Source organism: Paenibacillus phytohabitans (genome assembly GCF_013141775.1).
GTDB lineage: Bacteria > Bacillota > Bacilli > Paenibacillales > Paenibacillaceae > Paenibacillus_AQ > Paenibacillus_AQ phytohabitans.
Genome location: NZ_WHOB01000062.1, coordinates 212,997 through 234,060, shown reverse-complemented (window position 1 = coordinate 234,060; position 21,064 = coordinate 212,997). Strand labels below are relative to the sequence as shown.

Below are 21,064 nucleotides of genomic sequence, written 5' to 3'. Positions count from 1 at the left end.
ACATATCCTTACGCGAACGCCAAAGGAGGTTAGTTAGGTGAGATTCTTAGGTCATGTGGTACGTTTCGTGGTCGCGGCAATCGTTCTGATGGTGGTCGGCTGGATTGTCCCGCAATTCACGGTCGGGGGGTTCTGGAGCGCGCTTGTGCTTGCGCTGGTTATCGCTCTGCTCGGCTGGGTGGTTGAAGGCATTTTCGGCAAAAAAACAACACCCTTCGGCCGCGGTATCGTCGGCTTCCTGGTCAGTGCCCTGGTGATCTGGATTGCCCAGTTCATTGTGAGCGGAGTCAGTGTCACCATTCTCGGAGCGCTGCTCGCAGCCCTGGTCATTGGTATTATCGACCTCTTCCTGCCGGTATCCACTCCGTTTGAAGCGGCCAAGTAGAAACGGCTGAACCATCCTTAGGGGACGGTATCCGTTTCAGCGTACAACGAAACCCCCAATCCCCGGATTATACCGGATACTGGGGGTTTTTTGTAATTAAAAAATTTTTATAACTAAAAATTACGCATAGGACACAACCGGATCATCGCCTTGGGTGACAGCAGCCGTAACGACAGCATTTTTACCGCCCCGCTTGGCGCTGTACAGCGCTTCGTCCGTCTTGCGGAACAGCATTTCCTTGCCGTCCCCCAGCTGATAATCGCAGAATCCGATACTGACCGTAATCGGCTTGCCTCCGGCATACGGATGCTCCATAGCGGCTATACCTACCCGCATCTCCTCGACGGCAGCATAGGCTTCCGGAAAGCTTTTATCCGTAAAAATCACCGCGAACTCTTCCCCGCCGTATCTCGCCGCGAAATCATTCAGCCCGATCAGACCATTCACCTTCGCTGCCACCTCCTTAAGCACGAGATCGCCAACCCAGTGTCCGTACGTATCATTAACACGCTTGAAGTTGTCGATATCAAACAGCGCCAGCTGCAGCCTCAGCCCGTTGCTCTCGCACTGCTCCAGCAGCGAATCCAGATATTCATGAAAGGTTTTGTGATTGTACAGGCCCGTAAGCGCATCGATCTTCAGCAGCTTGTCGGAAATCGCCCGTTCCACCATCAGCCCCTGCTCCGACTTGGTCAACTGCTCCAGATATTCGCGGGTCTCACGGGCCCTGACAATGACAGCCTGCGCCATCACGGCGAACACAATAAACACACATTCCACCATCAGAAACTCCAGCAGCGGTTTGTCCAGCAGCGGCCGCTCCAGCCCGAAATAAATCCCGCTATAGAATAGCGTGCTGAATACCCCGAGATAGTATAGCAGCCGCTGGTCGAAATAGATCAGGGCAATCATAATCGGCATCATAAGTGTCATCTGGGCACCATCTACAAAAGGCTCCAGCACAAAATACATCAGATAAGAAACGATGAACCCGCAGATCACAACGGCCTGCTTATGATAATGCTGCATCATACGCAGCCAAATCTCGGCGGAAGCCATAGCTATAATGATCATCAGATTACAGGCGATGAACAAGTGGCCCTTACTGGGGATGAGGATGGTCTTAGTCTCAGTGGAATGGGAGGACAGCATAAAAATAAATTGGGCTGCCAGCATACAGAGCACAATAATCCAGTATCCGGTTAATATTCTGCGGTGCCATTTCTCCGAACTTTGCGATTCGTGGGCTAAAATAATGTGGATCCCCTACTTCTAACCAAATAATATAAAAGTTAAAATTATAATAGCTTTAATTATAATAAATTTTAATTGTTTTTGCATCATATTTTTGCAATTTTCGACAAAGTTTGGAGTCAGCTTCCGGTCAAACAAATCCTCACAGATTATCCAAGACAACTTTCAGGATTTGAGCTATGCTAATGTCATCTGTTATCACAATTCATCACGAACCTTTTAGGAGGATGCTTATGATCAGGAAGGCGGCTATTCTTTGTTCTATTGTATTTGCACTACTGCTTACGGCTTGCGGAGCCGGCGGGGGCAGCAGCAATTCTGACAGCGCTAACAGCCAGGCTGCTGACACCAATCTTACGGCGGAAGAAGAAATCGTCATTACAGCAACCAACTACAGCTTTGACCAGAAAGAATACCACTTGAAGAAGGGCGTACCTGTCAAAATCATCTTCAAAAACGAGAGCGGCAACCACGGCATTCTTGTGCCTGAGATGAAGCTGCGGCTGGACGCCAAAGATTCCTCCAAGGTGATTCTCCCCGAGGAGGCAGGAACCTTCGAGGTCACCTGCGCGATCATGTGCGGCTCCGGCCACAGCGGAATGAGCGCCAAGATTATCGTCGAATAAGCGGCTCTATAGGCACAGCAAACAGCCGGTCAAGGTCAACATGGGACTCAGTCCCCTTGTCCTTAACCGGCTGTTTAGCTGTTCTGCTGAAATTGTTTACCCTGCTGGAGCTGCGGTTATCTCACACCCTTGCTGCGATTGGAAATATCCAGCCAGACGGCAATGACCAGAATGGAGCCTTTGACGACATACTGCCAGAAGGATTCCAGTCCCATCAGCGACATTCCGTTATCAAGCGAAGTCATCACCAGCGCTCCGATAATGGCACCGATAACTGTGCCGGCTCCGCCCATCAGTGAAGTGCCGCCAATGACGCAAGCGGCGATAGCATCCATCTCAGCCATATTACCGGCGGTGATGGTAGCCGAGGCCAGGCGTGAGGTCAGCACGATGGCGGCGATCGAGCCCAGCAGTCCGCTCAGCACGAAGATCAGCATGGATTTGCGCTTGATGTTAATACCGGAGAGGCGTGCCGCCTCAATGTTGCCCCCTATTGCATAGATATGACGGCCGAAGGTCGTCTTGGTTGACAGGAAATAGAAGATGACCGCCAGGACAATTACGAAAATAATCGGGAACGGAATGCCCTTGTAATTGTTCATCACGGCTACAAAAGCCACCACCAGCAGGGCAAGTCCGGCCACCTTGGCGACGTCCAGGCCCAGCGGGGCGATTTCGAAGCCGTATTTCCTGCGGGAACGGCGTTTATTGAACGCACTCCAGAGCAGCAGTCCTACTGCGATCACACCAAGGATGATCCCGAAGCCCGGGGCAAAATAAGCATTGCCGAGCAAGGCCAGCACCGGGTCGGATACCGGAATGGTCATCGACTCGGTCACGCCCATCAGCACCCCGCGGAACACCATCATTCCCCCGAGGGTGACAATGAAGGCGGGGATCATTTTATACGCCACCAGCCAGCCCTGAATCAGACCCAGTACCGCACCTGCGGCCAGTGTGCCAAGAATGACTACAATAGCCGGCAGCTCCAGCCAGTTGCTGAGAATAGCTGCCATGCCGCCGGTCAGTCCGACGATGGAGCCGACAGACAGATCGATGTGCCCTGCCACAATGACCAGCACCATGCCGATGGCCAGAATGGAGGTCACCGACATCTGCGTGAACAGATTGGACAGATTCCGCGAAGTCAAGAAGGTCGGATTCAGTACTCCGAACAGCACCCAGATCAGTATTAATGCACCCACCATCGTATAGGCACGCATATCCATTTTACCGAACAAGCCGCGTAAGCGCGATCCCCCGGCATCCGGAACCGCTTCAGGTTCCCTAAGCTCTTTTTGCAGCTGCATCTCTATCTACCTCCCGTAGCGGCCAGCATAATATTCTCCTGCGTCGCTTCCCGCCAATCATATTCCCGTACGAACTGCCCTTCACACATCACCAGAATCCGGTCGCTCATGCCCAGTACCTCCGGAAGCTCCGAGGAAATCATAATAATGGCAACGCCCTGCTCTACCAGCTGATTCATCAAATTATATATTTCGTACTTCGCCCCGACGTCGATGCCCCGGGTAGGTTCGTCCATAATCAGGATTTTGGGATCTGACATCAGCCACTTGCCGATAACCACCTTCTGCTGGTTCCCCCCGGACAGTGTACCTACCAGCGTCTCCAGCGAAGCTGTTTTCGTCTTCAGATCCTGCACGTACCGGTCTGCCCACTTAATTTCCTCATTCTCATTGATGACCCCCAGCCTTGCGACTTTGCCCAGTGTGGCTAAAGTGGTGTTACGCTTGACATCCATCCCCATGACCAGCCCCTGGCGCTTACGGTCTTCCGTGACCAGGGCAATGCCCGCCTTGATCGCCTCGGCTATGGAACGGATCTTAATGGCCTTGCCTTCAATCAGCACCGTTCCTTCGGCCCGGCCCCCATAGGCACCGAAGAGGCTGCTTACAAGCTCCGTACGTCCGGCGCCCATCAGACCGGCAATACCCAGTATCTCACCTTGACGAAGGCTGAATTCAATATCGCGGAGCACCTTCTGCTGGCGCTTCTCCGGGTGCCATACATTATAATCTCTGACCTCAAGCACCTTCTCCCCAGGCGAATGCTCCACGCGCGGATACCGCTCCGTGAGTTCACGGCCAACCATTAGGGATACAATCTGGTCGTCATCTGTCTCACTGCGGTCAAGTGTAGCTACCGTCCGCCCGTCCCGCAGCACGGTGATCGAATCAGCCAGTGCGAACACTTCAGGCATTTTGTGTGAAATATAGACACAGGTTACCCCTTCGCGCCGCAGCTGGTTCAGAATGCCCATCAGGATAGACACCTCGCTCTCGGTCAGAGCTGCCGTCGGTTCATCCAGAATGAGAATCTTGGTATGCTTGGAGAGTGCCTTGGCGATCTCGACCAGCTGCTGCTGGCCGATGCCGAGATTGCCGATCTTCGTGTCCGGAGACAGATTCAGCCCGACCTTCTTCAGCCATAGCGAAGCCTGATGATAGAGCTCATTCCACTGGATGGCCCCACGTCTGACCGGTTCAGCTCCCAGGAAAATATTCTCTCCGACTGTCATTTCCTTCACGAGTGCCAGCTCCTGGTGAATAATCGCGATACCGGCCTTCTCCGCATCCGTTATTCTATGAAAAGACTTTTTCTCCCCATTGATCAGGATTTCCCCGCCGTATGTCCCTGCAGGGTATAGTCCGCTCAATACCTTCATCAGCGTGGATTTACCAGCGCCGTTCTCGCCGCATAAGGCGTGAATCTCCCCTTGCCTGACCTTGAAGTTCACATGGTCCAGCGCCTTAACACCGGGGAATGTCTTGCTGATCTCTACCATTTCAAGTACATTCATGCCTTCCGCTCCTCCTTCCGGCCCTTAAACCTGCAAGCAGATGCGGTAACGCCACAGGCGCCGCATCTGCTTGACGACAGGCCGCCCTTATTGTTTCGGCCACTGGTCCTTCGGAACGTTCTTGTAGACATCCTCAAGCTTGTGGAAGCCGTCCTTGATCAGTACGTCCAGGTTATCCTTATTGACCGCTAGCGGATCGAGCAGCACAGAAGGAACATCAATTTTACCGTTGTTAACTGATTTTTCCGTCGAAATACTTTCGCCTTTGGCAGCTGCTATTGCCATTTCCGCAGCTTTCGTTGCAATCGCGTTGATCGGTTTATAGACTGTCATCAGCTGCGTGCCTTCGGCGATGCGCTGTACCGCAGCAAGGTCAGCATCCTGGCCGGATACCGGTATTTTACCGGCCATACCCTGAGCCGTGAGCGCCTGGATCGAACCGCCTGCAGTCCCGTCATTGGCTGCTACCACACCTTGAACATCATTATTGTTCGCGGTCAGCGCATTCTCCATATTTTTCAGCGCCTCTTCCGGCTTCCAGTCCTTGGAGAACTGGTCGTAGACAATCTTAATGTCGCCTTTCTCTTCAAGAGGCTTCAGAATATTCATCGCCCCTTCTTTGAACATATGGGCGTTGTTATCCGTATCGGCACCGCCGATATAGACGATATTGCCTTTAGGAGCCTTATCAATGACCGCCTGAGCCTGGAACTCTCCGACACGCACGTTATCAAACGAAATATAATAGTCTACCTCGGCATTATTGATCAGGCGGTCATAGGCAATGACCTTGATGCCTTCCTTGTGAGCCTTCTCTACGATCGGAGCCGTTGCTTCCGCGTTATGGGCAATAACCACAAGCACATCCACACCCTGGGAGATCAGCTGTTCCGCCTGGCTTAACTGGGTAGCATCATCGCCGTTTGCAGCCAGCACCTTCACTTCACCGCCAAGCTCCTCCACTTTTGCCGTAAAGATATCCCGGTCCTTCTGCCAGCGCTCCTCCTTCAAGGTATCCATCGACATGCCGATGACAATTTTGTCCCCGTCCTTCGCTGCGCCTGATGTCTCCTTCTTCTGATTATCACCGTTTGAGACCACCCCACAGCCCGCCATTGACGCTGCCAGCACTAACGCTGCCATCCCCAGTGAAATTGCTCTTCCGTATTTTCTCACTCTGCCCTTCGCCCCTTTTCATTAGCCGCATATTTGATTGCGCTTACAAAAAAAGTGTAGCATGGATCATCCGCCGCAGGAGCCGCTATTCCCAGCACTTTCTTGCTCTCCGCCTGCATTCCGTCCTCCTCTCCTGTAATGTAATTCTTCCCGGCCGCTTTCATAGGATTATCCGGGGCCGGAGCACAAAAAAGTCCTTGCTCTGTCAGCAAGGACCCTGCTTCTCATGCTGCTGCCGGAATTCGCTTGGCGTCATGCCGGCCGCTTTTTTGAAGACCCTGCTGAAGTAATTCGGGTCCTTATAGCCTACCTCGTAACAAATCTCCTTGAGGTTCAGCTGATCTCCGGTGATCAGGCGCTTCGCTTCGTTGATTCTTAGCCGTGTGACGTAATCAATGAAGGTTTCGCCCGCATGCTGCCGGAACAATTTGCTGAAATAATGCGGGCTTAAATTCACATATTCAGCCGTCTGCTCCATTGATATGTCTTCTTTATATTTCTGGCTGATGTAGAGCAGCGCCCGCTGATGGACATGGGAACGGTTATGCTCCTGTTCCTGCTCCAGATTGTGGATCAGCCGCTCCAGCCAGGATTCAGCACTCAGCCTTAGCGATATGGGATCCTCCGCTGTATGCAAGGAGGCCAGGATCTCCGCTCCGGCTGCGGAGTGAACGCCTCTGGCGAGGAACAGCAGGAGCCCGGTCACCTCTCCCCGCACTTCGGGCAGCGGCCGCCCGCCGCCTTGCTCGAAAGCGGCATACAGAATTCCGAAGCGTTCTACGGCTTCCTGCTTGCTGCGCTGCAGCAGGGCATCCAGCAGCCGCTTCTCCTCATCCAGGGATACGGCCGTCTGCCCGGAGCTTTGGATGATATCATCATAGTGGTGCACGCTGAAGGAATCATGGTGATCCGCACAGACACGGACCGCTTCCCGGTAGGATCGGCTAAGCCCGTCCCAGCCTTCACGGATCGAGCCGATGCCTATGCTGACCGGCAGACCGAACCGCTGCTCCATCAGACTGCGGAGCCGCTCCCCCCAATCCATGGAGCTGACGCGCTGTGAGTAACCGGTCCGCCCCGGCGGCAAGGGGATAAACAACGCCAGCTGATGCCCGATCAGCGGCCCGGACAGGCAGCCGAGCCCTGCTCTGGCAAACTGCTTGACCGCCTCATAGATCTCCCGCTTGCCCTGCTGGAATTCTTCCCAAGCTGAGCTAGAATGCCTCGGGAATGACAGCACCATCGCGTAGCCTTTGGCCCACTGCAGCTCCAGCAGACCAGCCACTTGTTCCAGCTCCAGGTCCTGCACATGCTCCAGCATGAGCATCATTGTCAGCTCGTTCTCGGCCAGCGGAAGCAGATGGGCCAGCTTCTCCTGCAGCTCCAGTTGCTCATTCCTGCGCCGCTTCTCCTCCTGGATCACCGCCATCAGCTGCTTCAGCACATCCGCCACTTCGTCCCGTCTGGCCGGCTTCAGCAGATAATCCCGCACGCCCAGCAGCAGCCCCTCCTTGGCATAGGAGAAGTAATCATGAGCGGTAATCATCACGATCTGCGCGGAAGGGAGCTTGGTGAGAATCTGCCGTACGGCCTCCAGTCCCTGAATGCCCGGCATCTTAATGTCCATGAAGATAATATCAGGCCGGTGCTCCTCCGCGAGCTGAATGGCCTTCCGTCCGTTCTCGGCATGCAGAAATTCAAAACCATCCGGGAAAATATGGCGGATCATCAGCTCCAGCCCTTCCCGTTCCAGCGCCTCATCATCGGCGATCAGCAGTCTGTACATCGTAATCCATCTCCTTTCTCAGCTGCGGCTCAGGCAGACGGGCGGAAGGGTACTTTGAACAGCACCGCCGTCCCCTGCCCTTCACTGCTGTCAATCTCGATCAGCTGCTGTCCGTCAAAGAACAGATGCAGCCGTTTGAATACATTATGTGTCCCCAGTCCGGTAGACTGGCCTTTGCCGCTGAAATACGGAGCTTCCTGCTGAATCGATCCCATTAGCCTGGCTACGGTCTCCCGGTTCATGCCCACTCCGTTATCGCTGATCTCAATCTCTACAAGTCCGCTGCGGTAGCGGATCGACAGTGACAGCACCGCCCCCTCCTCCATTTGCTCCAGCCCGTGGACAAAAGCATTCTCGAAGATCGGCTGAAGGGTCAGGCAGGGAATCATTCCGCCGAGCGCCTGCTCATCAATATCCATCTCAAAAGCGATCCGGTCACGGAAGCGGGCCCGCTGAATGTTAATATACTCGTTCACATGCTCTACTTCCTCGCGCAGCGGTACAGCCTGGTCAAGCTTCTGCAGGTTATACCGGAGCAGGCGGGATACCGATACAGTCAGATCACTGGTCCTTGCCGCTCCTTCCAGATACGCCAGCTTGGCGATGGAGTTCAGTGTGTTGAACAGAAAATGCGGATTGATCTGGCTCTGCAGCATTTTCAGCTCCAGCTCCTTGACCAGCCGGTCCTTCTCCACGCTCTTGATATTCTCCTTCATCAGCTCCTGGATATTATCGATCATTCCGTTAAAAGCCCGGCACAGGATGCTGATCTCATCGTTGTTAACACTCTCCGGCGCTTTCGTATCCATCCTCCCCTTGGAGATCTGCTTGGCGGTGGCTACGAGGCGGCGGATAGGTCCTGTGATGCTCCCGGACAGCCAGATCGCCATACAGATACTAAGCAGCGCAGCGGTAATTACCAGCAGGCTCCCCAGCCGGTTCAGCTTGGCCGTCGTGGACATGATCTCCGCATAGATCGGCTTGTACTGGTCCAGTTCCAGGTCAACCAGCTCCTGTGCCTCCTCGCGGATGAACCGCTGCGTCTGCTCCGCCTCGATATAGGCACCGGCCAGCGTGTTGGAGTCCTGCCCGTCGATCTCTGTAATCATCTGCCCGGCCTGCTCCAGAAACGTATCAATGATATGGCTGTAGTTCATCAGCGGAAGGCCGCTTCCCCCGATGGTCGCCATTCCGTCCAGCTTCGCCCGCAGCTCCTGCACAGCGCTCAGATGCTTCTGCACCTCCGGGAAGCTGTCCGCGTCCACCTGCATAATGAAACGGTTCAGGGAGCGCATATTCTCTCCTACCTCATAGGATACTTCCTTGTACAGCATGATCCGGTTCATCATCAGATGGTAGCTCTCCTGCACATTCTTTCCGCTCTCAAAAAGCACAAAAGAGACCGAGCTCATCAGCAGCACAAGCAGCGGAATGCAGATGAGCAGCTTATGGCGGATACTCATAGGCTCTCTCCCTCCTGCACATTAGACTTGTCCAGCACCTTCACGCCGGTGAAGTATTTGGACTCCAGCTGCATTCCCTGAAAATGCTCATGGAGCAGCCGCACAGCCGTAGCCCCCATAAGATAAGGCTGCTGTGCCACTGTGGCCGTGATATCCCCGCGGCTGATGGCAGCAAGGGTCTCTGCCTGGTTATCGAAGCCAATAATCGTCATCGGAACACGCTTCAGGCTCTTGGAGGCCTGCAGTACTCCCAGCGCATCGGTTGAGCTGGTGCCGACCATCACATCAATCTCCGGATGAAGCCGCAGCATATCAGCTGCCTGCTGGATTGCCTCCATATGCGAGATGTTGGAGCTGCGGACATCCACAATTGCAAGGCCGCTGTAATTTTTCACAATATTGCTGAGGCCGTTCAGACGCTGAACCTGATTCTTGGCCAGCTCGCTGCCGATGATCACGCCGATCTTCCCTTTACCGCCGGTCGTCTGCACCACCATACGACCCAGCGCCTCGCCGGCTGCAACATTGTCGGTCCCTACATAAGCCAGCCGCCTGCTCGCCGGAGCGTCGGTATCAATGGTGATCACCGGAATCCCCCGGTTCACGGCTTTATCAATTACGGGGGTAAACTTCTCGTCGTTCAGCCCCTGCACGATGATCGCATCCGCCTGTGCGGCAATCGCTTTTTCCAGCAGGCTGATCTGCTCCTCCATGTTATTGCGCACCGGGCCGGTGAACTCGATATCAATTCCGTATTTCGCAGCAGCCTCTTTGGCACCCTTCTCGACCATTTCCCAGTACGGATGGTACCGCTCCTGCTCGATCAGCACAATATGATAGCCGGTATTATCTCCGCCGGGATGCCCGCTTAATTCATTGACAATATTGCCCATCCGGCCTGAATGATTGGCAAAGTCTATAAACAGATATGCCAGCAGCAGAAATAGCACAATAACCCCCGCGCCGCTGACCCATTTTTTATCCATCATGCTCACCTCAATCAACATCCTACCCCGAGTTGTAAACGGTTGCAATATTTAATTTATGAATAACTTGTTATGTGAAACCTAGAAATTCAGAATCATTAATTGTGGAGGTTGCCTATTCGCAGCCAAATCCGCCCGATGGCGAATTAAGCGGCACACCAGTGTTTGGCTTATCTCCATTTGCCCATTACGAGAGTCAAAAGGGATTTGTGATTTCCTCAGTCCCCTCCACCGTCCACCTCCGGCGGATTCAGGGGCACTTCTGCTCCTCATTTCCTCCGGCCGCGCGCTTTCGGCGGATTCAGGGGCACTTCTGCTCCTCATTTCCTCCTGTCGACCGCTTTCGGCGGATTCAGGGGCACTTCTGCTCTTCATTCCCGCCTGATGCCCGCTTTCGGCGGATTCAGGGGCACTAGTGCTCCTCATTTACTCCTACTGCCCACTTTGGGCGGGTTCAGGGGCACTAGTGCCCCTCATTTACTCCTACTGCCCACTTTGGGCGGGTTCAGAGGGATTTTTCCCTTTAATTTCCCCATGCCGCTCACTTTCGGCGGATTCAAAGGGATTTATCCCTTTAATTTCACCATGTCGCCCACTTTTGGCGGAGTTAGAGGGATTTTTCCCTTTAATTTCCTCATGTCGCCCACTTTCGGCGGATTCAGAGGGATTTATCCCTTTAATTGTACTCGGTTTTTCCCATACATTCGGCTCGTCTACGCTCTCGGACGCACATTGTATTCGGTTTTTCGCATACATTCGGCTCATCTGCTTTCTCGGACGCACATTGAACTCGGTTTTTCGCATACACTCGGCTCATCTACTCGCTCGGAGGCGCATTGTATTCGGTTTTTCGAATACATTCGGCTCATCTACTCTGCCTGCCGCCCACTACTTGCGGATTCAGGTGCACTTTGGCTCTTCATTCCCGCCCTTTGGTCCGCTTCTGAAGAAATCAAGGTTGCTTTGATTCTCCTTACCATTCACTTCAGGTGGACTCGGTGGGACTCCCCCCTAAACAGCAAAAGAGCCGTTCCAAGCAGTCTCCTGCTTAAAACAGCTCTTTCGTTAATGCATCCGCCATTCAACTGTCCTGTTCGATCAGTTGAATCCATTCATTATATTCACTCTGCAGCTTGGCATATTCCGCCTGCAGGCTGCGGTGCTCCTGGGAGAGCTTGTCCAGCTCACCCTGCTGCAGCTCGAACTGGGCCTGAACCAGGCGCAACTGGCCCTGGACGAGCTCGTAGCTCTCGCCGATCTCCCCAAGCTGCTGCGCAGTCTCGCTGCGCGAGCGGCTCACGGATTCCGCCTGGGCTTCAGCGTCCCCGGCTTCCTGCTGCCAGATCTCAATCTCCTCACGCAGCTTCGCCTCCTGCTCGCTCCACTGCTGCTCGCGCTGCTGCAGCTCTTCGTACTTCTGCTTCCATGAAGCTTCGTACTCCCTGGTCTCGCGGAGCGCTTCCTGCTGCTCCGCCGCCGCTGCGGCAGCTTCGCGGCCCGCCTCGTAGAGCTCTTCCAGACGCCGCGCAGCTTCCTCGCCTTCAGCTTCCAGCAGCTCATAACGTTCCTTCAGCTGTTCGCCATCCTGCAGAATTTCATCATACTGGGCGATCAGCTCTTCGTAGCGGCCGCGCAGCGCCGCCAGTTCCTTACGGGCTGCCTCTGCCGCTTCCTGCTGAAGGGCAGCTTCCTGCTCCGCCTCAGCACGAAGCTGGGCCTCCAGGTCAAGCTGCTGCACCATTCCATCCGCCTGTCCGCGGAGGGTCTCGACTTCACGCTGCAGCGCTGCCGATTTCTCGCCGGCTTCCAGAAGATTCATCTCCAGCTCGCCGATATCCTCCATATGCTTGTTCGCCAGCTCCTGCCAGGAGCTGGCTTCGAGCGCGGTACGGTCAAATTCCGCCTGTGTCCGGCTCAGATTATCCGTCGTCTCCCGCAGAGTTTTGCGGAGAGACGCAGCTTCTTCCTGCGTCAGCTCATAACGCTGACGCAGCCCCTCCAGCTCATCATTCAGCAGACCGCTGAGCTCATTGGCAGTCTGCAGTTCTTCCAGCGCCGCACTTAGCTTGTCCGCTGTTTCCTGCAGTGCACGGTTAAGCCCAGCTGCTTCATCCTGCGCCTGGACGTAATGCTGGCGCACTTCTTCCAGCTCTGCGCTATGCTGCTGCCCCTGCTCTGCCGCAAGGCGCAGCTCTTCGCCAAGCTGCTCTTCCCGCTTCAGCACAGCTTCGTACTGCGCGAGCAGCGTCAGGCGCGCATCGCGCTCGCCCTTGAGCCCGGCTTCCGCCGCGCGCAGCCGGGACTGTAGCTGCCCGGTTCCGCCGCGCAACTCACCAAGCTGCTTCTCCAGCTCCTGAAGCTGCTGCTTGTGCCTGTGCTCCTGCGTCCCCTGGGATTGCCGCAGCTCCTTATTCTTGGCCAGCTCCTTCTCAAACGCTTCCCGCTCTCCGCTGAGCTCACTGGTGAGCGCTGCCTTGGTATCGGCGAGCTCCTTGCTCAAGGTAGTACGGATCTCAACAATCTCACTGCCCATAGACTCCCGGGTCTGAATCAGCTCCTGCTCCAGACCTGCCAACGTCTCCGCTTTCTCACGGGTTAGTGTCTCCTGGAGCTGCTCCAGCTCCTGCAGATGAGCAGCCTTCAGCTCTTCAAGCTGCTGCAGCCGTAACGCTTCAGCCGCTTCCAGCTCCTGTCTTGCAGCTTCGCGGCTTGCAGCCTGCTCTGCTTCATAAGTCTCCCGCAGCGCTTTCAGCTCTGCTTCGCGCGCCTGCAGTTCATCTGTCAGCTGCCCGCGGCTGGAAGCAGCAGCCTGCTTCTCTTCCTCCAGCAGCTGTACGTGCATCTGGCGCTCCTGCTCCTGCAGCTCCAGATGCCTTGCGCGTTCTTCTTCCACGGCGGCAATCAGCCGCGCCGCTTCTTCCTTGGCAGCCGCTTCAAGCTTCTCGTATTCTTCCTGCCGTTCGCGCTGCGCCTCTTGAAGGCGTGATACCTCGACGCGCAACTCGGTACGTTCACCGGTCAGCATATTCAATTCATTCTTGAAATCCTGAACCTGGATAGCCTGCTCTGCCATATGTACAGCTGCAAGCACCGCGATCCGCGGGGTATCCAGTCTGGAATGTGATTTGGATATTGCACGCATATGCTCATCGACATAACGGGCAACCTGCTTCATATATTCAGTGCTGCTTCCGACAAGTTTATAGGAAGTTCCGTATATCTCCACGGCGACACGAGTCCGGTCCATAGCCACAGTTGTGCCCTCCTTTGTATGTGTGCGGATTCTAAGCTGATTTCCTTACTGCTATTGTAGCGTTATTCCTTAACCTTTGGCAAAAAAACGTGTTCATTTCATAGATTTAAACCGGACTCCGTACTTCACAAGGGTACAGCAAAGCCGCAGCGAATCGGTTTCTAAATGGATTCGCTGCGGCTTTGCACAATTCCTGCTATTTTCTTAATTCTGCGCCAAAAGTTTGCTCCAGGGCAGAAACGACTCTGTCATGCACTTCCACAACCTCTTCATCGGTAAGTGTACGGTCCGTATGACGGTACAGCAGCGAGAGGGCTACGCTCTTCTTTCCTGCTTCCATTTTGCCGCCGGTGTAGACATCGAACACTTGCACATTCTGCAGCAGTGTTCCGCCATGTTCACGGATGGAAGCTATCAGGTGCCCTGCAGGAACTTCTGCGTCTACAACTACCGCTATATCCCGCTCCATACCAGGGAAGCGGTGAAGCTCACTGTACTGTAGTTGGGCACGCGCCGCATCATATAGCGGCTGTAGCAGCACTTCAGCTACATAAGTATCCTCCAGATCCATCTGGCGCTGAAGTTCCGGATGCAGCTGTCCGATGGTACCGATCTTATCGCGGCCTTCAGCCTGCAGCAGGTAGACCGAAGCAGAGCGTCCCGGATGGTAGCCTTCAGGAGCATCCCCTTCATAGATTATGCGGTCCGTAAGGCCAAGGTGGGCAAATACAGTTTCAAGCGCCCCCTTAAGATCGAAGAAATCTACAGGCTCGGCCGCTACATTCCACTGCTTGGCAGCACGTGTACCGCTCAGCAGCAGTCCAAGTACCGGCAGTTCACCGGGCTGGCGGGTAAGCACTTCTTCATCAGTGAAGAAAACATTGCCGATTTCGAACAGCGCCAGATCGCCTTGACGGCGGTTGGTGTTATAGAGGGCAATGTCCAGCAGCTGCGGCAGAAGGCTGGTACGCAGCACGCTGCGTTCCTCACTCATCGGCATCGCCAGCTTCACGGAGAGCTTGCCGTCCGCAAGTGCCGGGAAGAGCTTGCTCTGTTCCGGCTGGATGAAGGAATACCCCATAACCTCCTGATACCCGCCAAGAGCCAGCAGGCGGCGGAGCTCACGGCGCAGGAACTGCTCTCTGGTGAGTGCCCCCGGTGTAGTAGTCCCTTCAATTAGGGTTGTCGGGATGTTGTCATATCCGTACAGGCGGGCAATCTCTTCTATGAGATCCACATCATAGCTGATATCGCCGCGCCGCGTGGGAACCTGAACTTCAACGATTCCCTGGGCAGCATCACCGCACTTGAAGTGCAGACGGCCGAACAGGGTCTTCACTTCCAGCAAAGACAGCTCGGTACCCAGATATTGATTCAGCTTCTCCAGTGACAGGGTCAGTACTTTCTCCTCAGCAGAGGCACTGCCTGCCTGAACAATACCTTCATGCACAGAGCCGCTAGCATAGCGGGCGATTAGAGCAGCTGCACGGTTAAGTGCAGGAATGACAGCATTCGGATCGACTTCCTTCTCGAAGCGCTGGGAAGCTTCAGAACGCAGACCCAGCTGACGCGAGGTCTTGCGTACAGTCCCGCCGTCGAATTTGGCGGATTCCAATACGATATTGACGGTATTTGCTGTAACCTCAGTCGATAATCCGCCCATAACGCCAGCCAGGCCGATAGCTCCTGACCCGTCAGCGATGACAAGCATCTGCGGCTCCAGCTTGCGCTCCTGGCCGTCAAGTGTTGTCAGCAGCTCGCCTTCACGGGCGAACCGCACACCAATTGTTCCGCCTGCCAGCTGATCGCCGTCAAACGCATGCAGCGGCTGTCCGTATTCCAGCATCACATAGTTGGTAATATCGACGATGTTGTTGATAGGGCGTACCCCGGCCGCCATCAGGCGGTTCTGAATCCACAGCGGGGATGGAGCTGTCTTCACTCCGGCAATATAACGCACTGCATAATGGCTGCAGTATTCTTCCTTTTCAATATTGACAGTGATGGAATCCGCTGCCCGTCCGCCTGCTTCCACAAGCTCTGCCGCCGGATCTGCCAGCTGCAGGTCACGGCCCAGAATTGCGCTCACTTCATAAGCAGCACCGATCATGCTCAGACAGTCGGAGCGGTTAGGCGTCAGGTCGAAATCCAGGATCTCATCGTTCAGGCCAAGCACCTTCAGAATATCCTGGCCGACTTCCGTATTCTCAGGCAATACGAGAATGCCTTCCTGCAGCTCTTTGGGCAGCAGCTTGTCGTTCAGCCCCAACTCTTTGGCCGAGCAGATCATCCCCTGCGACAGCACGCCGCGCAGCTTGGCTTTCTTGATTTCCAGTCCGGGCAGCTTAGCGCCAACCAGTGCGACCGGAACCTTCTGTCCCGCTGCGACATTCTTGGCACCGCAGACAATCTGCAGATCCTCGCCCTGTCCGGCATCCACGATGCAAATATTTAGCTTGTCGGCGTCCGGATGCTTCTCTTTGGATTTCACATAGCCGGTTACGATTCCGGAAATCCCTTTGTTACGGCGTTCAACTCCGTCAATCTCAATGCCGGCGGTAGTGATTTTGTCCGCAAGTTCATCAGCGGTCACCCCGTCCAGCGATATATAATCAGCCAGCCAGGCGGTTGATACTTTCATTTTCGCACACTTCCTTTTGTTTCAGATGTATTTATCTCCATGCCGCCCTATGCTTGGCTTGCGGAAACGGATAAGGAACAAGCCACGATGCCAACTTCGTTCTATTAAAATTCCTGTATAGCAGTGTTCCTACAGAGAATATTTGGACTTCCGGCCGCTGTTGTCCCCAGATTTCTTCATTTATACCGCTTTTCGCGGTTGAAATCCGGTGACAAAGGCGGACGCTACCGCTCCTACAGTTCCAAAATTCCCCTCCGGTCCTTCTATTACAGTCAATTCTATAGAACAGCCGTCATCCATCCGGCTTGCCAATATCCAATCCCACACACCCCGCACACCCGCCAAATCTCTAAATCCCCTTGAACTGCTTCACAAAGCCCATATCATTCGTGTAGAAGTAGCGGATGTCATCGATGCCGTACTTCAGCATCGCGATCCGTTCCGCACCTACGCCGAAAGCGAAGCCGCTGTAGATCTCAGGGTCGTAGCCGCCCATCCGCAGCACATTCGGATGTACCATGCCGGCACCGAGGATTTCCAGCCAGCCGCTCTGCTTGCAGAGACGGCAGCCTTCTCCGCCGCATTTGAAGCAGCTCACGTCTACCTCAACACTCGGCTCGGTGAACGGGAAGAAGCTCGGACGCAGGCGGATGCCTGCTGTAGGACCGAACATTTCCTTCATGAACTGCAGCAGGGTGCCCTTCAGGTCGCTCATGCGGATATTGCGGCCGATAACCAGGCCTTCAATCTGATGGAACTGGAAGGAGTGGGTCGCATCGTCGTCATCACGGCGGAATACTTTGCCCGGACAGATGATTTTGACCGGCGTTTCGCCCTTCATAGCCTGCATGGTGCGGACCTGCACCGGAGAAGTCTGTGTGCGCATCAGAAGATCTTCTGTTAAATAGAAGGAATCCTGCATATCGCGGGCCGGATGGTTCTTCGGCAGATTCAGAGCCTCGAAGTTATAGTAGTCTGTCTCTACTTCCGGACCTTCTTCAATCCGGTAGCCCATGCCGATGAAAATATCCTCAATCTCCTGAATTACGCGGTTCAGCGGATGAATACCACCTTGCGGCAGGCCGCGGCCCGGCAGCGACACATCGACCTTCTCCGCATTCAGGCGGTTCTGTGTCTCCTGCTGCTGGAAGATTTCCTGCTTCGTGCCGATTACCTCTTCAATGGCACTGCGCACCAGATTGGCCACCTGGCCGATCACCGGGCGTTCTTCCGCACTGAGTCCGCCCATACCGCGCAGAACCTCCGTAAGCTCACCTTTTTTGCCAAGGTATTTGACGCGCAAATCATTCAGAATCTGCGGATCGGTTACCTCCTGCAGCTTAGCCAATGCCTCGGCCTTCAATGCTTCCAATTTCTCTTTCATGCCTTGTACTGCCCCCTTAAATCTCGTATTGTCAACAAAAAAAGGCCTTTCCTCCCGGTAAAGGGACGAAAAGACCGTGGTACCACCCTTGTTAGACGGCTGCGACGCTTCCCTTAAGAGCAATATTCCCTCTTTCGGACCGGCGGAGACCTGTCTCACTTTAACAGAAATAACGGTCTGCGGCCGGTATCCCCTACTGTGTCCCTCAAGGAAGCCTTGAATGGAATTCAGGGAACTGCTCCGGAGTGAACTTCGGCAGCTCTGCTCTCTTAGAAACGCTCTCAATCTGCGGCGCTTCCTCCCTGTAAGTCAGGCACTGCGTACTCTTCTCCATCAATGCATTTATGCGGATTGTGTCAAATATACTCGATCTTCCAGTTCGGAAGATATGTCTATTTATTATATGCAATAACGGCGCTTTTGACAAGTTGCACAATTTTAGGTTAATTTTTATCTTCCTTTAAGCTTCCTTTAAGCTTCAGCGCGGTTTTGGGGGCTTTTTTTCAGCGAACGTTCAGCCAATTTTGATATTTTCCCTTTTGAGATAAGCCTGGCTGTCCTCATTAGAACAGGGCGGCTTTTGGATAGTATCGGCTTTTATACAGGGAGGGAATTTCATGCTTAAACGAAGAAAGGCATTTGTTCTGCTGTTACTCAGTACATTTGCTGCAAGTCAACTCGCGGGGATCGCGGGAACCACGGCGTTTGCTGCCTCGGCCAGTACAACCACTGCCAAAACAGCTGCCACAGTAACGGAAGTCTCCAGTCTTACAGGCCTCAGCGCAATCAAGCTCGGCACCACGCTTAGTGTGAAGCTGGGCAATGTAGGCATTCAGAGCCAAACCGGCGGAAATATTCTTACTTATACACTCACCTATACTAACAATGCAAGCAGCAGCGTCAATATGGTCAATTATTTCTCCAAAATCGTGACTGCCGGCGGCAGCATCATTAAGGGAATCCCGGTCAGCGCAGACAGTGCTGTCAAAAAGATCGCTGCTAAGCAGAGCACCAGCATTACATATTATGCGAATATCGGAACAGCCGCCTCGGCCAAAGGGCTCAAAATCAACATGTACGGCTGGAATTTCAGTGCCGCCAATTATGAACAGCGCATCGGCACGTTCACCATTCCTTCTAATTATTCGCTGTCCTCCCTTACCGGTGAGACCCGTAAAGTTGAACTCGGCAGCATTCCGGTCAACACCAAGGCTGAGTCTGCACAAATCTACAAATATAACGGCAAGGTCTATGCCAAGGTTGGACTCAGTATCACGAATCTGGGCACCAAAGTGCTCACCGACCCGGGCTACAGCCTATACCTGAAATCCTCGGGCGGCTCTACCTTCACGCTCACGCTGGATGACAGCAGCTCTGAATACAAGATTCAGCCTCAGGAGAAGAAGACGCTCTACTATATGACTGAGATTCCATCCTACATGAACGTCACCAAGATGACGCTGCAGATCGCCAAGCTGGATGAAGGGCTGAAGCTCTATCTTCCGGTCTCCTCCTATTCCCTTCCTGCTGCGGGTACAGCTGATTTCACCGTAGCGGCCGGCTATACCAAGAAGATCTCCATCGACAGCAATATTGTAGACATGAAGCTCGCGGACGCAAGTGTGCATGCAGACAATGGCAATGCCGTATGGAGTTATCAGCTCACCCTTAAAAATGCCGGCACCAAAGCAGTGACTTTGCCTGCGTATGAGCTTGCTGTCAAATCCTCTGAAGGTTATACCTTCCCGGTAACAACGACTGCGTTCAGCTCCCTTACCTTAAAGCCGCTGGAAGAAAAGCTGATTGAACTAACCGCCAGCGTTCCGCTTGAGCTGGCTCAGGATACGCTCGAACTGCAAATGGTTGCCCCTGCGGGCAGCAGCACCAGCACCAGCAGCACCAGTAGCACCAGTAGCAACGGCAGCAATGGCAGCAATGGCAGCAGTGAGACCAGCACCAGTTCAAGTAAAGTAATACTGCCTGTAGCCTATTTCAAAATCCCTTATTCCCTGGCGGGCAACACTCATATCACTACAGAGAACAGCATTACCAACAGCTACGGCACCTTCGGCGTCACACTGAATTCCCTGCAGCGTCTGCCATGGGGCAGCGAAGATATCGTACAGGCTAAGGTCACCATCAGCAATCATTCCTCCAAAACAATTACTCTGCCTGCACTTACCGGTGTTCTGAAAGTGGACCAGACGGATTTGAGCTCGTCCTCACAGCTATATACGGAGAGTACCAGCACGGTTCTTGCGCCTGGAGCCAGCACGCAGGTCTCGGTTCTTGCTCATGTGCCTTATACGCTTGATTTCAGCCTGGCCCAGATTATTCTTCAAGAGACTTCCGGCACCAGCACTACCCAGTTCCTCTCTCTTGGCACTACGGACGGGCTTAGCAGCGGTATTACGCCTCTGGCTGTGGGTGAATCGTTCAAGATTACATCGACCGGTAAAAAAGCCAGCGTGAAGGAACGTTCAACCCTTGTATACAGCGGAACCAGCAATAACCTCATATACAGTGAAGTAGAAATGAACAGTGAAGAAACCCGGCAGACTGACCTCTCCCGGCTGTATGGACAATTCAAAACCGCAGACGGACAGTATTTCGAGGCAACTGCGATCCAGTCGGAGAGTTCCACAAGTCCTGCAGGCAAGACTCTGGTTACCTTCTGGGCTAATATACCAGCTGCCGTGGACACAAACGGCCTCCAGCTGTATGTCAGCCAGGAGATTGCAGACGGTAAGCTGACTTCAGCCGGAACCGCGGCTACAGCTTATGTGAATACATCAGCACTGACTCTGGCTCCTGTGGTGCCTACGCCTGCCGGTAACCTGACTTCTGTGTCCCTGTATCCTTACACGCTGGCCATATCAAATTCCACAGGCACCATTACATCAGGCACCACCAGTCTTGCATTGGCATTTAACTACAATCTCTCGCGGGATACAACTTACCAGATGGGAGCATTCGACCATAAGCTGATTCTGCACATTACTGACCCGTATGGACAATATTTCGAGAAAACGCTGTCCCTTGGAACGGATTTGGCAGTAGGAACTTATGGCTCCTACACAACGACCATTACCAACTCACTGTTCAAGAACTTAAGCGGAGGCACTTACAAGCTCACTCTGTACGACGAATTCCAAGGCCAGCGGACAGAGCTTGGCGGACAGGTCTACTCCGTCGATGTTGTGACCAAAGCAGCTTCAACTACGGATACCGGCACTACAGCGGCCGCAGGCAATGGCAGCACCGAAGCAAGCGGTTCTTAAGATTC

General features: G+C 54.0%; 15 protein-coding genes and 1 other annotated feature. Of the genes, 3 read left to right on the top strand and 12 right to left on the bottom strand.

Annotation, left to right across the window (positions count from 1 at the left end):
• Positions 1–37 precede the first annotated feature (37 nt).
• A complete protein-coding gene (locus tag GC101_RS21350) occupies positions 38–385 on the top strand; it encodes a phage holin family protein (RefSeq protein WP_039308415.1) in 348 nt (115 codons plus the stop codon).
• A gap of 120 nt (positions 386–505) precedes the next feature.
• On the opposite strand, the gene GC101_RS21345 is transcribed toward GC101_RS21350, so the two are convergent.
• Complete coding sequence (locus GC101_RS21345) at positions 506–1,561, bottom strand: GGDEF domain-containing protein (protein ID WP_171718887.1); 1,056 nt, start codon at positions 1,559–1,561, stop codon at positions 506–508.
• Positions 1,562–1,872: 311 nt separating this feature from the next.
• Here GC101_RS21345 and GC101_RS21340 point away from each other — a divergent pair, with 311 nt between their 5' ends.
• Positions 1,873–2,265, top strand: a complete 393-nt coding sequence (locus GC101_RS21340; protein WP_171718886.1) for a cupredoxin domain-containing protein — start codon at positions 1,873–1,875, stop codon at positions 2,263–2,265.
• Between the two features lie 116 nt (positions 2,266–2,381).
• Here the strand turns inward: GC101_RS21340 and GC101_RS21335 are convergent, their stop codons facing one another.
• The 11 genes from GC101_RS21335 to pheS all read right to left on the bottom strand — a co-directional run bounded on the left by GC101_RS21335 (position 2,382) and on the right by pheS (position 17,778).
• Complete coding sequence (locus GC101_RS21335; RefSeq protein ID WP_171718885.1) at positions 2,382–3,575, bottom strand: sugar ABC transporter permease; 1,194 nt, start codon at positions 3,573–3,575, stop codon at positions 2,382–2,384.
• 2 nt (positions 3,576–3,577) lie between these two features.
• On the bottom strand, positions 3,578–5,089 hold the full coding sequence (locus GC101_RS21330; RefSeq protein WP_171718884.1) for a xylose ABC transporter ATP-binding protein: 1,512 nt from the start codon (positions 5,087–5,089) through the stop codon (positions 3,578–3,580).
• A gap of 87 nt (positions 5,090–5,176) precedes the next feature.
• A complete protein-coding gene (gene xylF, locus GC101_RS21325) occupies positions 5,177–6,232 on the bottom strand; it encodes a D-xylose ABC transporter substrate-binding protein (protein WP_042140901.1) in 1,056 nt (351 codons plus the stop codon).
• A 29-nt stretch (positions 6,233–6,261) separates the two neighbouring features.
• Positions 6,262–6,429 (bottom strand): hypothetical protein, encoded by a 168-nt coding sequence (locus GC101_RS21320; protein ID WP_156118572.1) that lies wholly within the window; start codon positions 6,427–6,429, stop codon positions 6,262–6,264.
• 41 nt (positions 6,430–6,470) lie between these two features.
• Positions 6,471–8,051 (bottom strand): helix-turn-helix domain-containing protein, encoded by a 1,581-nt coding sequence (locus tag GC101_RS21315; RefSeq protein ID WP_171718883.1) that lies wholly within the window; start codon positions 8,049–8,051, stop codon positions 6,471–6,473.
• 29 nt (positions 8,052–8,080) lie between these two features.
• Positions 8,081–9,514: a sensor histidine kinase gene (locus GC101_RS21310; RefSeq protein WP_171718882.1), complete on the bottom strand. Its 1,434-nt coding sequence runs from the start codon at positions 9,512–9,514 to the stop codon at positions 8,081–8,083.
• On the bottom strand, positions 9,511–10,503 hold the full coding sequence (locus GC101_RS21305) for a sugar-binding protein (RefSeq protein WP_246354454.1): 993 nt from the start codon (positions 10,501–10,503) through the stop codon (positions 9,511–9,513). The genes GC101_RS21310 and GC101_RS21305 overlap by 4 nt, the downstream gene beginning before the upstream one ends.
• Before the next feature lie 480 nt (positions 10,504–10,983).
• On the bottom strand, positions 10,984–11,304 hold the full coding sequence (locus GC101_RS21300; protein WP_171718881.1) for a hypothetical protein: 321 nt from the start codon (positions 11,302–11,304) through the stop codon (positions 10,984–10,986).
• Positions 11,305–11,581: 277 nt separating this feature from the next.
• Complete coding sequence (locus tag GC101_RS21295) at positions 11,582–13,753, bottom strand: cell division protein ZapA (RefSeq protein ID WP_171718880.1); 2,172 nt, start codon at positions 13,751–13,753, stop codon at positions 11,582–11,584.
• A 196-nt stretch (positions 13,754–13,949) separates the two neighbouring features.
• Positions 13,950–16,394: a phenylalanine--tRNA ligase subunit beta gene (gene pheT / locus GC101_RS21290; RefSeq protein WP_171718879.1), complete on the bottom strand. Its 2,445-nt coding sequence runs from the start codon at positions 16,392–16,394 to the stop codon at positions 13,950–13,952.
• Positions 16,395–16,743: 349 nt separating this feature from the next.
• Entirely contained in the window at positions 16,744–17,778 is a 1,035-nt protein-coding gene (gene pheS, locus GC101_RS21285) for a phenylalanine--tRNA ligase subunit alpha (protein WP_171718878.1), read from the bottom strand.
• A gap of 58 nt (positions 17,779–17,836) precedes the next feature.
• Positions 17,837–18,124 (bottom strand) — a binding site (T-box leader).
• A gap of 271 nt (positions 18,125–18,395) precedes the next feature.
• On the opposite strand from pheS, the gene GC101_RS21280 reads away from it, so the two are divergent.
• Complete coding sequence (locus GC101_RS21280; RefSeq protein WP_171718877.1) at positions 18,396–21,059, top strand: hypothetical protein; 2,664 nt, start codon at positions 18,396–18,398, stop codon at positions 21,057–21,059.
• The last annotated feature ends 5 nt before the right edge of the window (positions 21,060–21,064 follow it).

Excerpts from the sequence above, each read along its gene's own strand:
- GC101_RS21310 (WP_171718882.1), bottom strand. The coding sequence starts at position 9,514 with ATGAGTATCCGCCATAAGCTGCTCATCTGCATTCCGCTGCTTGTGCTG.
- GC101_RS21305 (WP_246354454.1), bottom strand. The coding sequence starts at position 10,503 with ATGATGGATAAAAAATGGGTCAGCGGCGCGGGGGTTATTGTGCTATTT.
- GC101_RS21345 (WP_171718887.1), bottom strand. The coding sequence starts at position 1,561 with ATGCTGGCAGCCCAATTTATTTTTATGCTGTCCTCCCATTCCACTGAG.
- GC101_RS21300 (WP_171718881.1), bottom strand. The coding sequence starts at position 11,304 with ATGCGAAAAACCGAGTTCAATGTGCGTCCGAGAAAGCAGATGAGCCGA.
- GC101_RS21315 (WP_171718883.1), bottom strand. The coding sequence starts at position 8,051 with ATGTACAGACTGCTGATCGCCGATGATGAGGCGCTGGAACGGGAAGGG.
- xylF (WP_042140901.1), bottom strand. The coding sequence starts at position 6,232 with ATGGCAGCGTTAGTGCTGGCAGCGTCAATGGCGGGCTGTGGGGTGGTC.
- GC101_RS21320 (WP_156118572.1), bottom strand. The coding sequence starts at position 6,429 with ATGAAAGCGGCCGGGAAGAATTACATTACAGGAGAGGAGGACGGAATG.
- GC101_RS21330 (WP_171718884.1), bottom strand. The coding sequence starts at position 5,089 with ATGAATGTACTTGAAATGGTAGAGATCAGCAAGACATTCCCCGGTGTT.
- GC101_RS21340 (WP_171718886.1), top strand. The coding sequence starts at position 1,873 with ATGATCAGGAAGGCGGCTATTCTTTGTTCTATTGTATTTGCACTACTG.
- GC101_RS21335 (WP_171718885.1), bottom strand. The coding sequence starts at position 3,575 with ATGCAGCTGCAAAAAGAGCTTAGGGAACCTGAAGCGGTTCCGGATGCC.
- pheS (WP_171718878.1), bottom strand. The coding sequence starts at position 17,778 with ATGAAAGAGAAATTGGAAGCATTGAAGGCCGAGGCATTGGCTAAGCTG.
- GC101_RS21280 (WP_171718877.1), top strand. The coding sequence starts at position 18,396 with ATGCTTAAACGAAGAAAGGCATTTGTTCTGCTGTTACTCAGTACATTT.
- pheT (WP_171718879.1), bottom strand. The coding sequence starts at position 16,394 with ATGAAAGTATCAACCGCCTGGCTGGCTGATTATATATCGCTGGACGGG.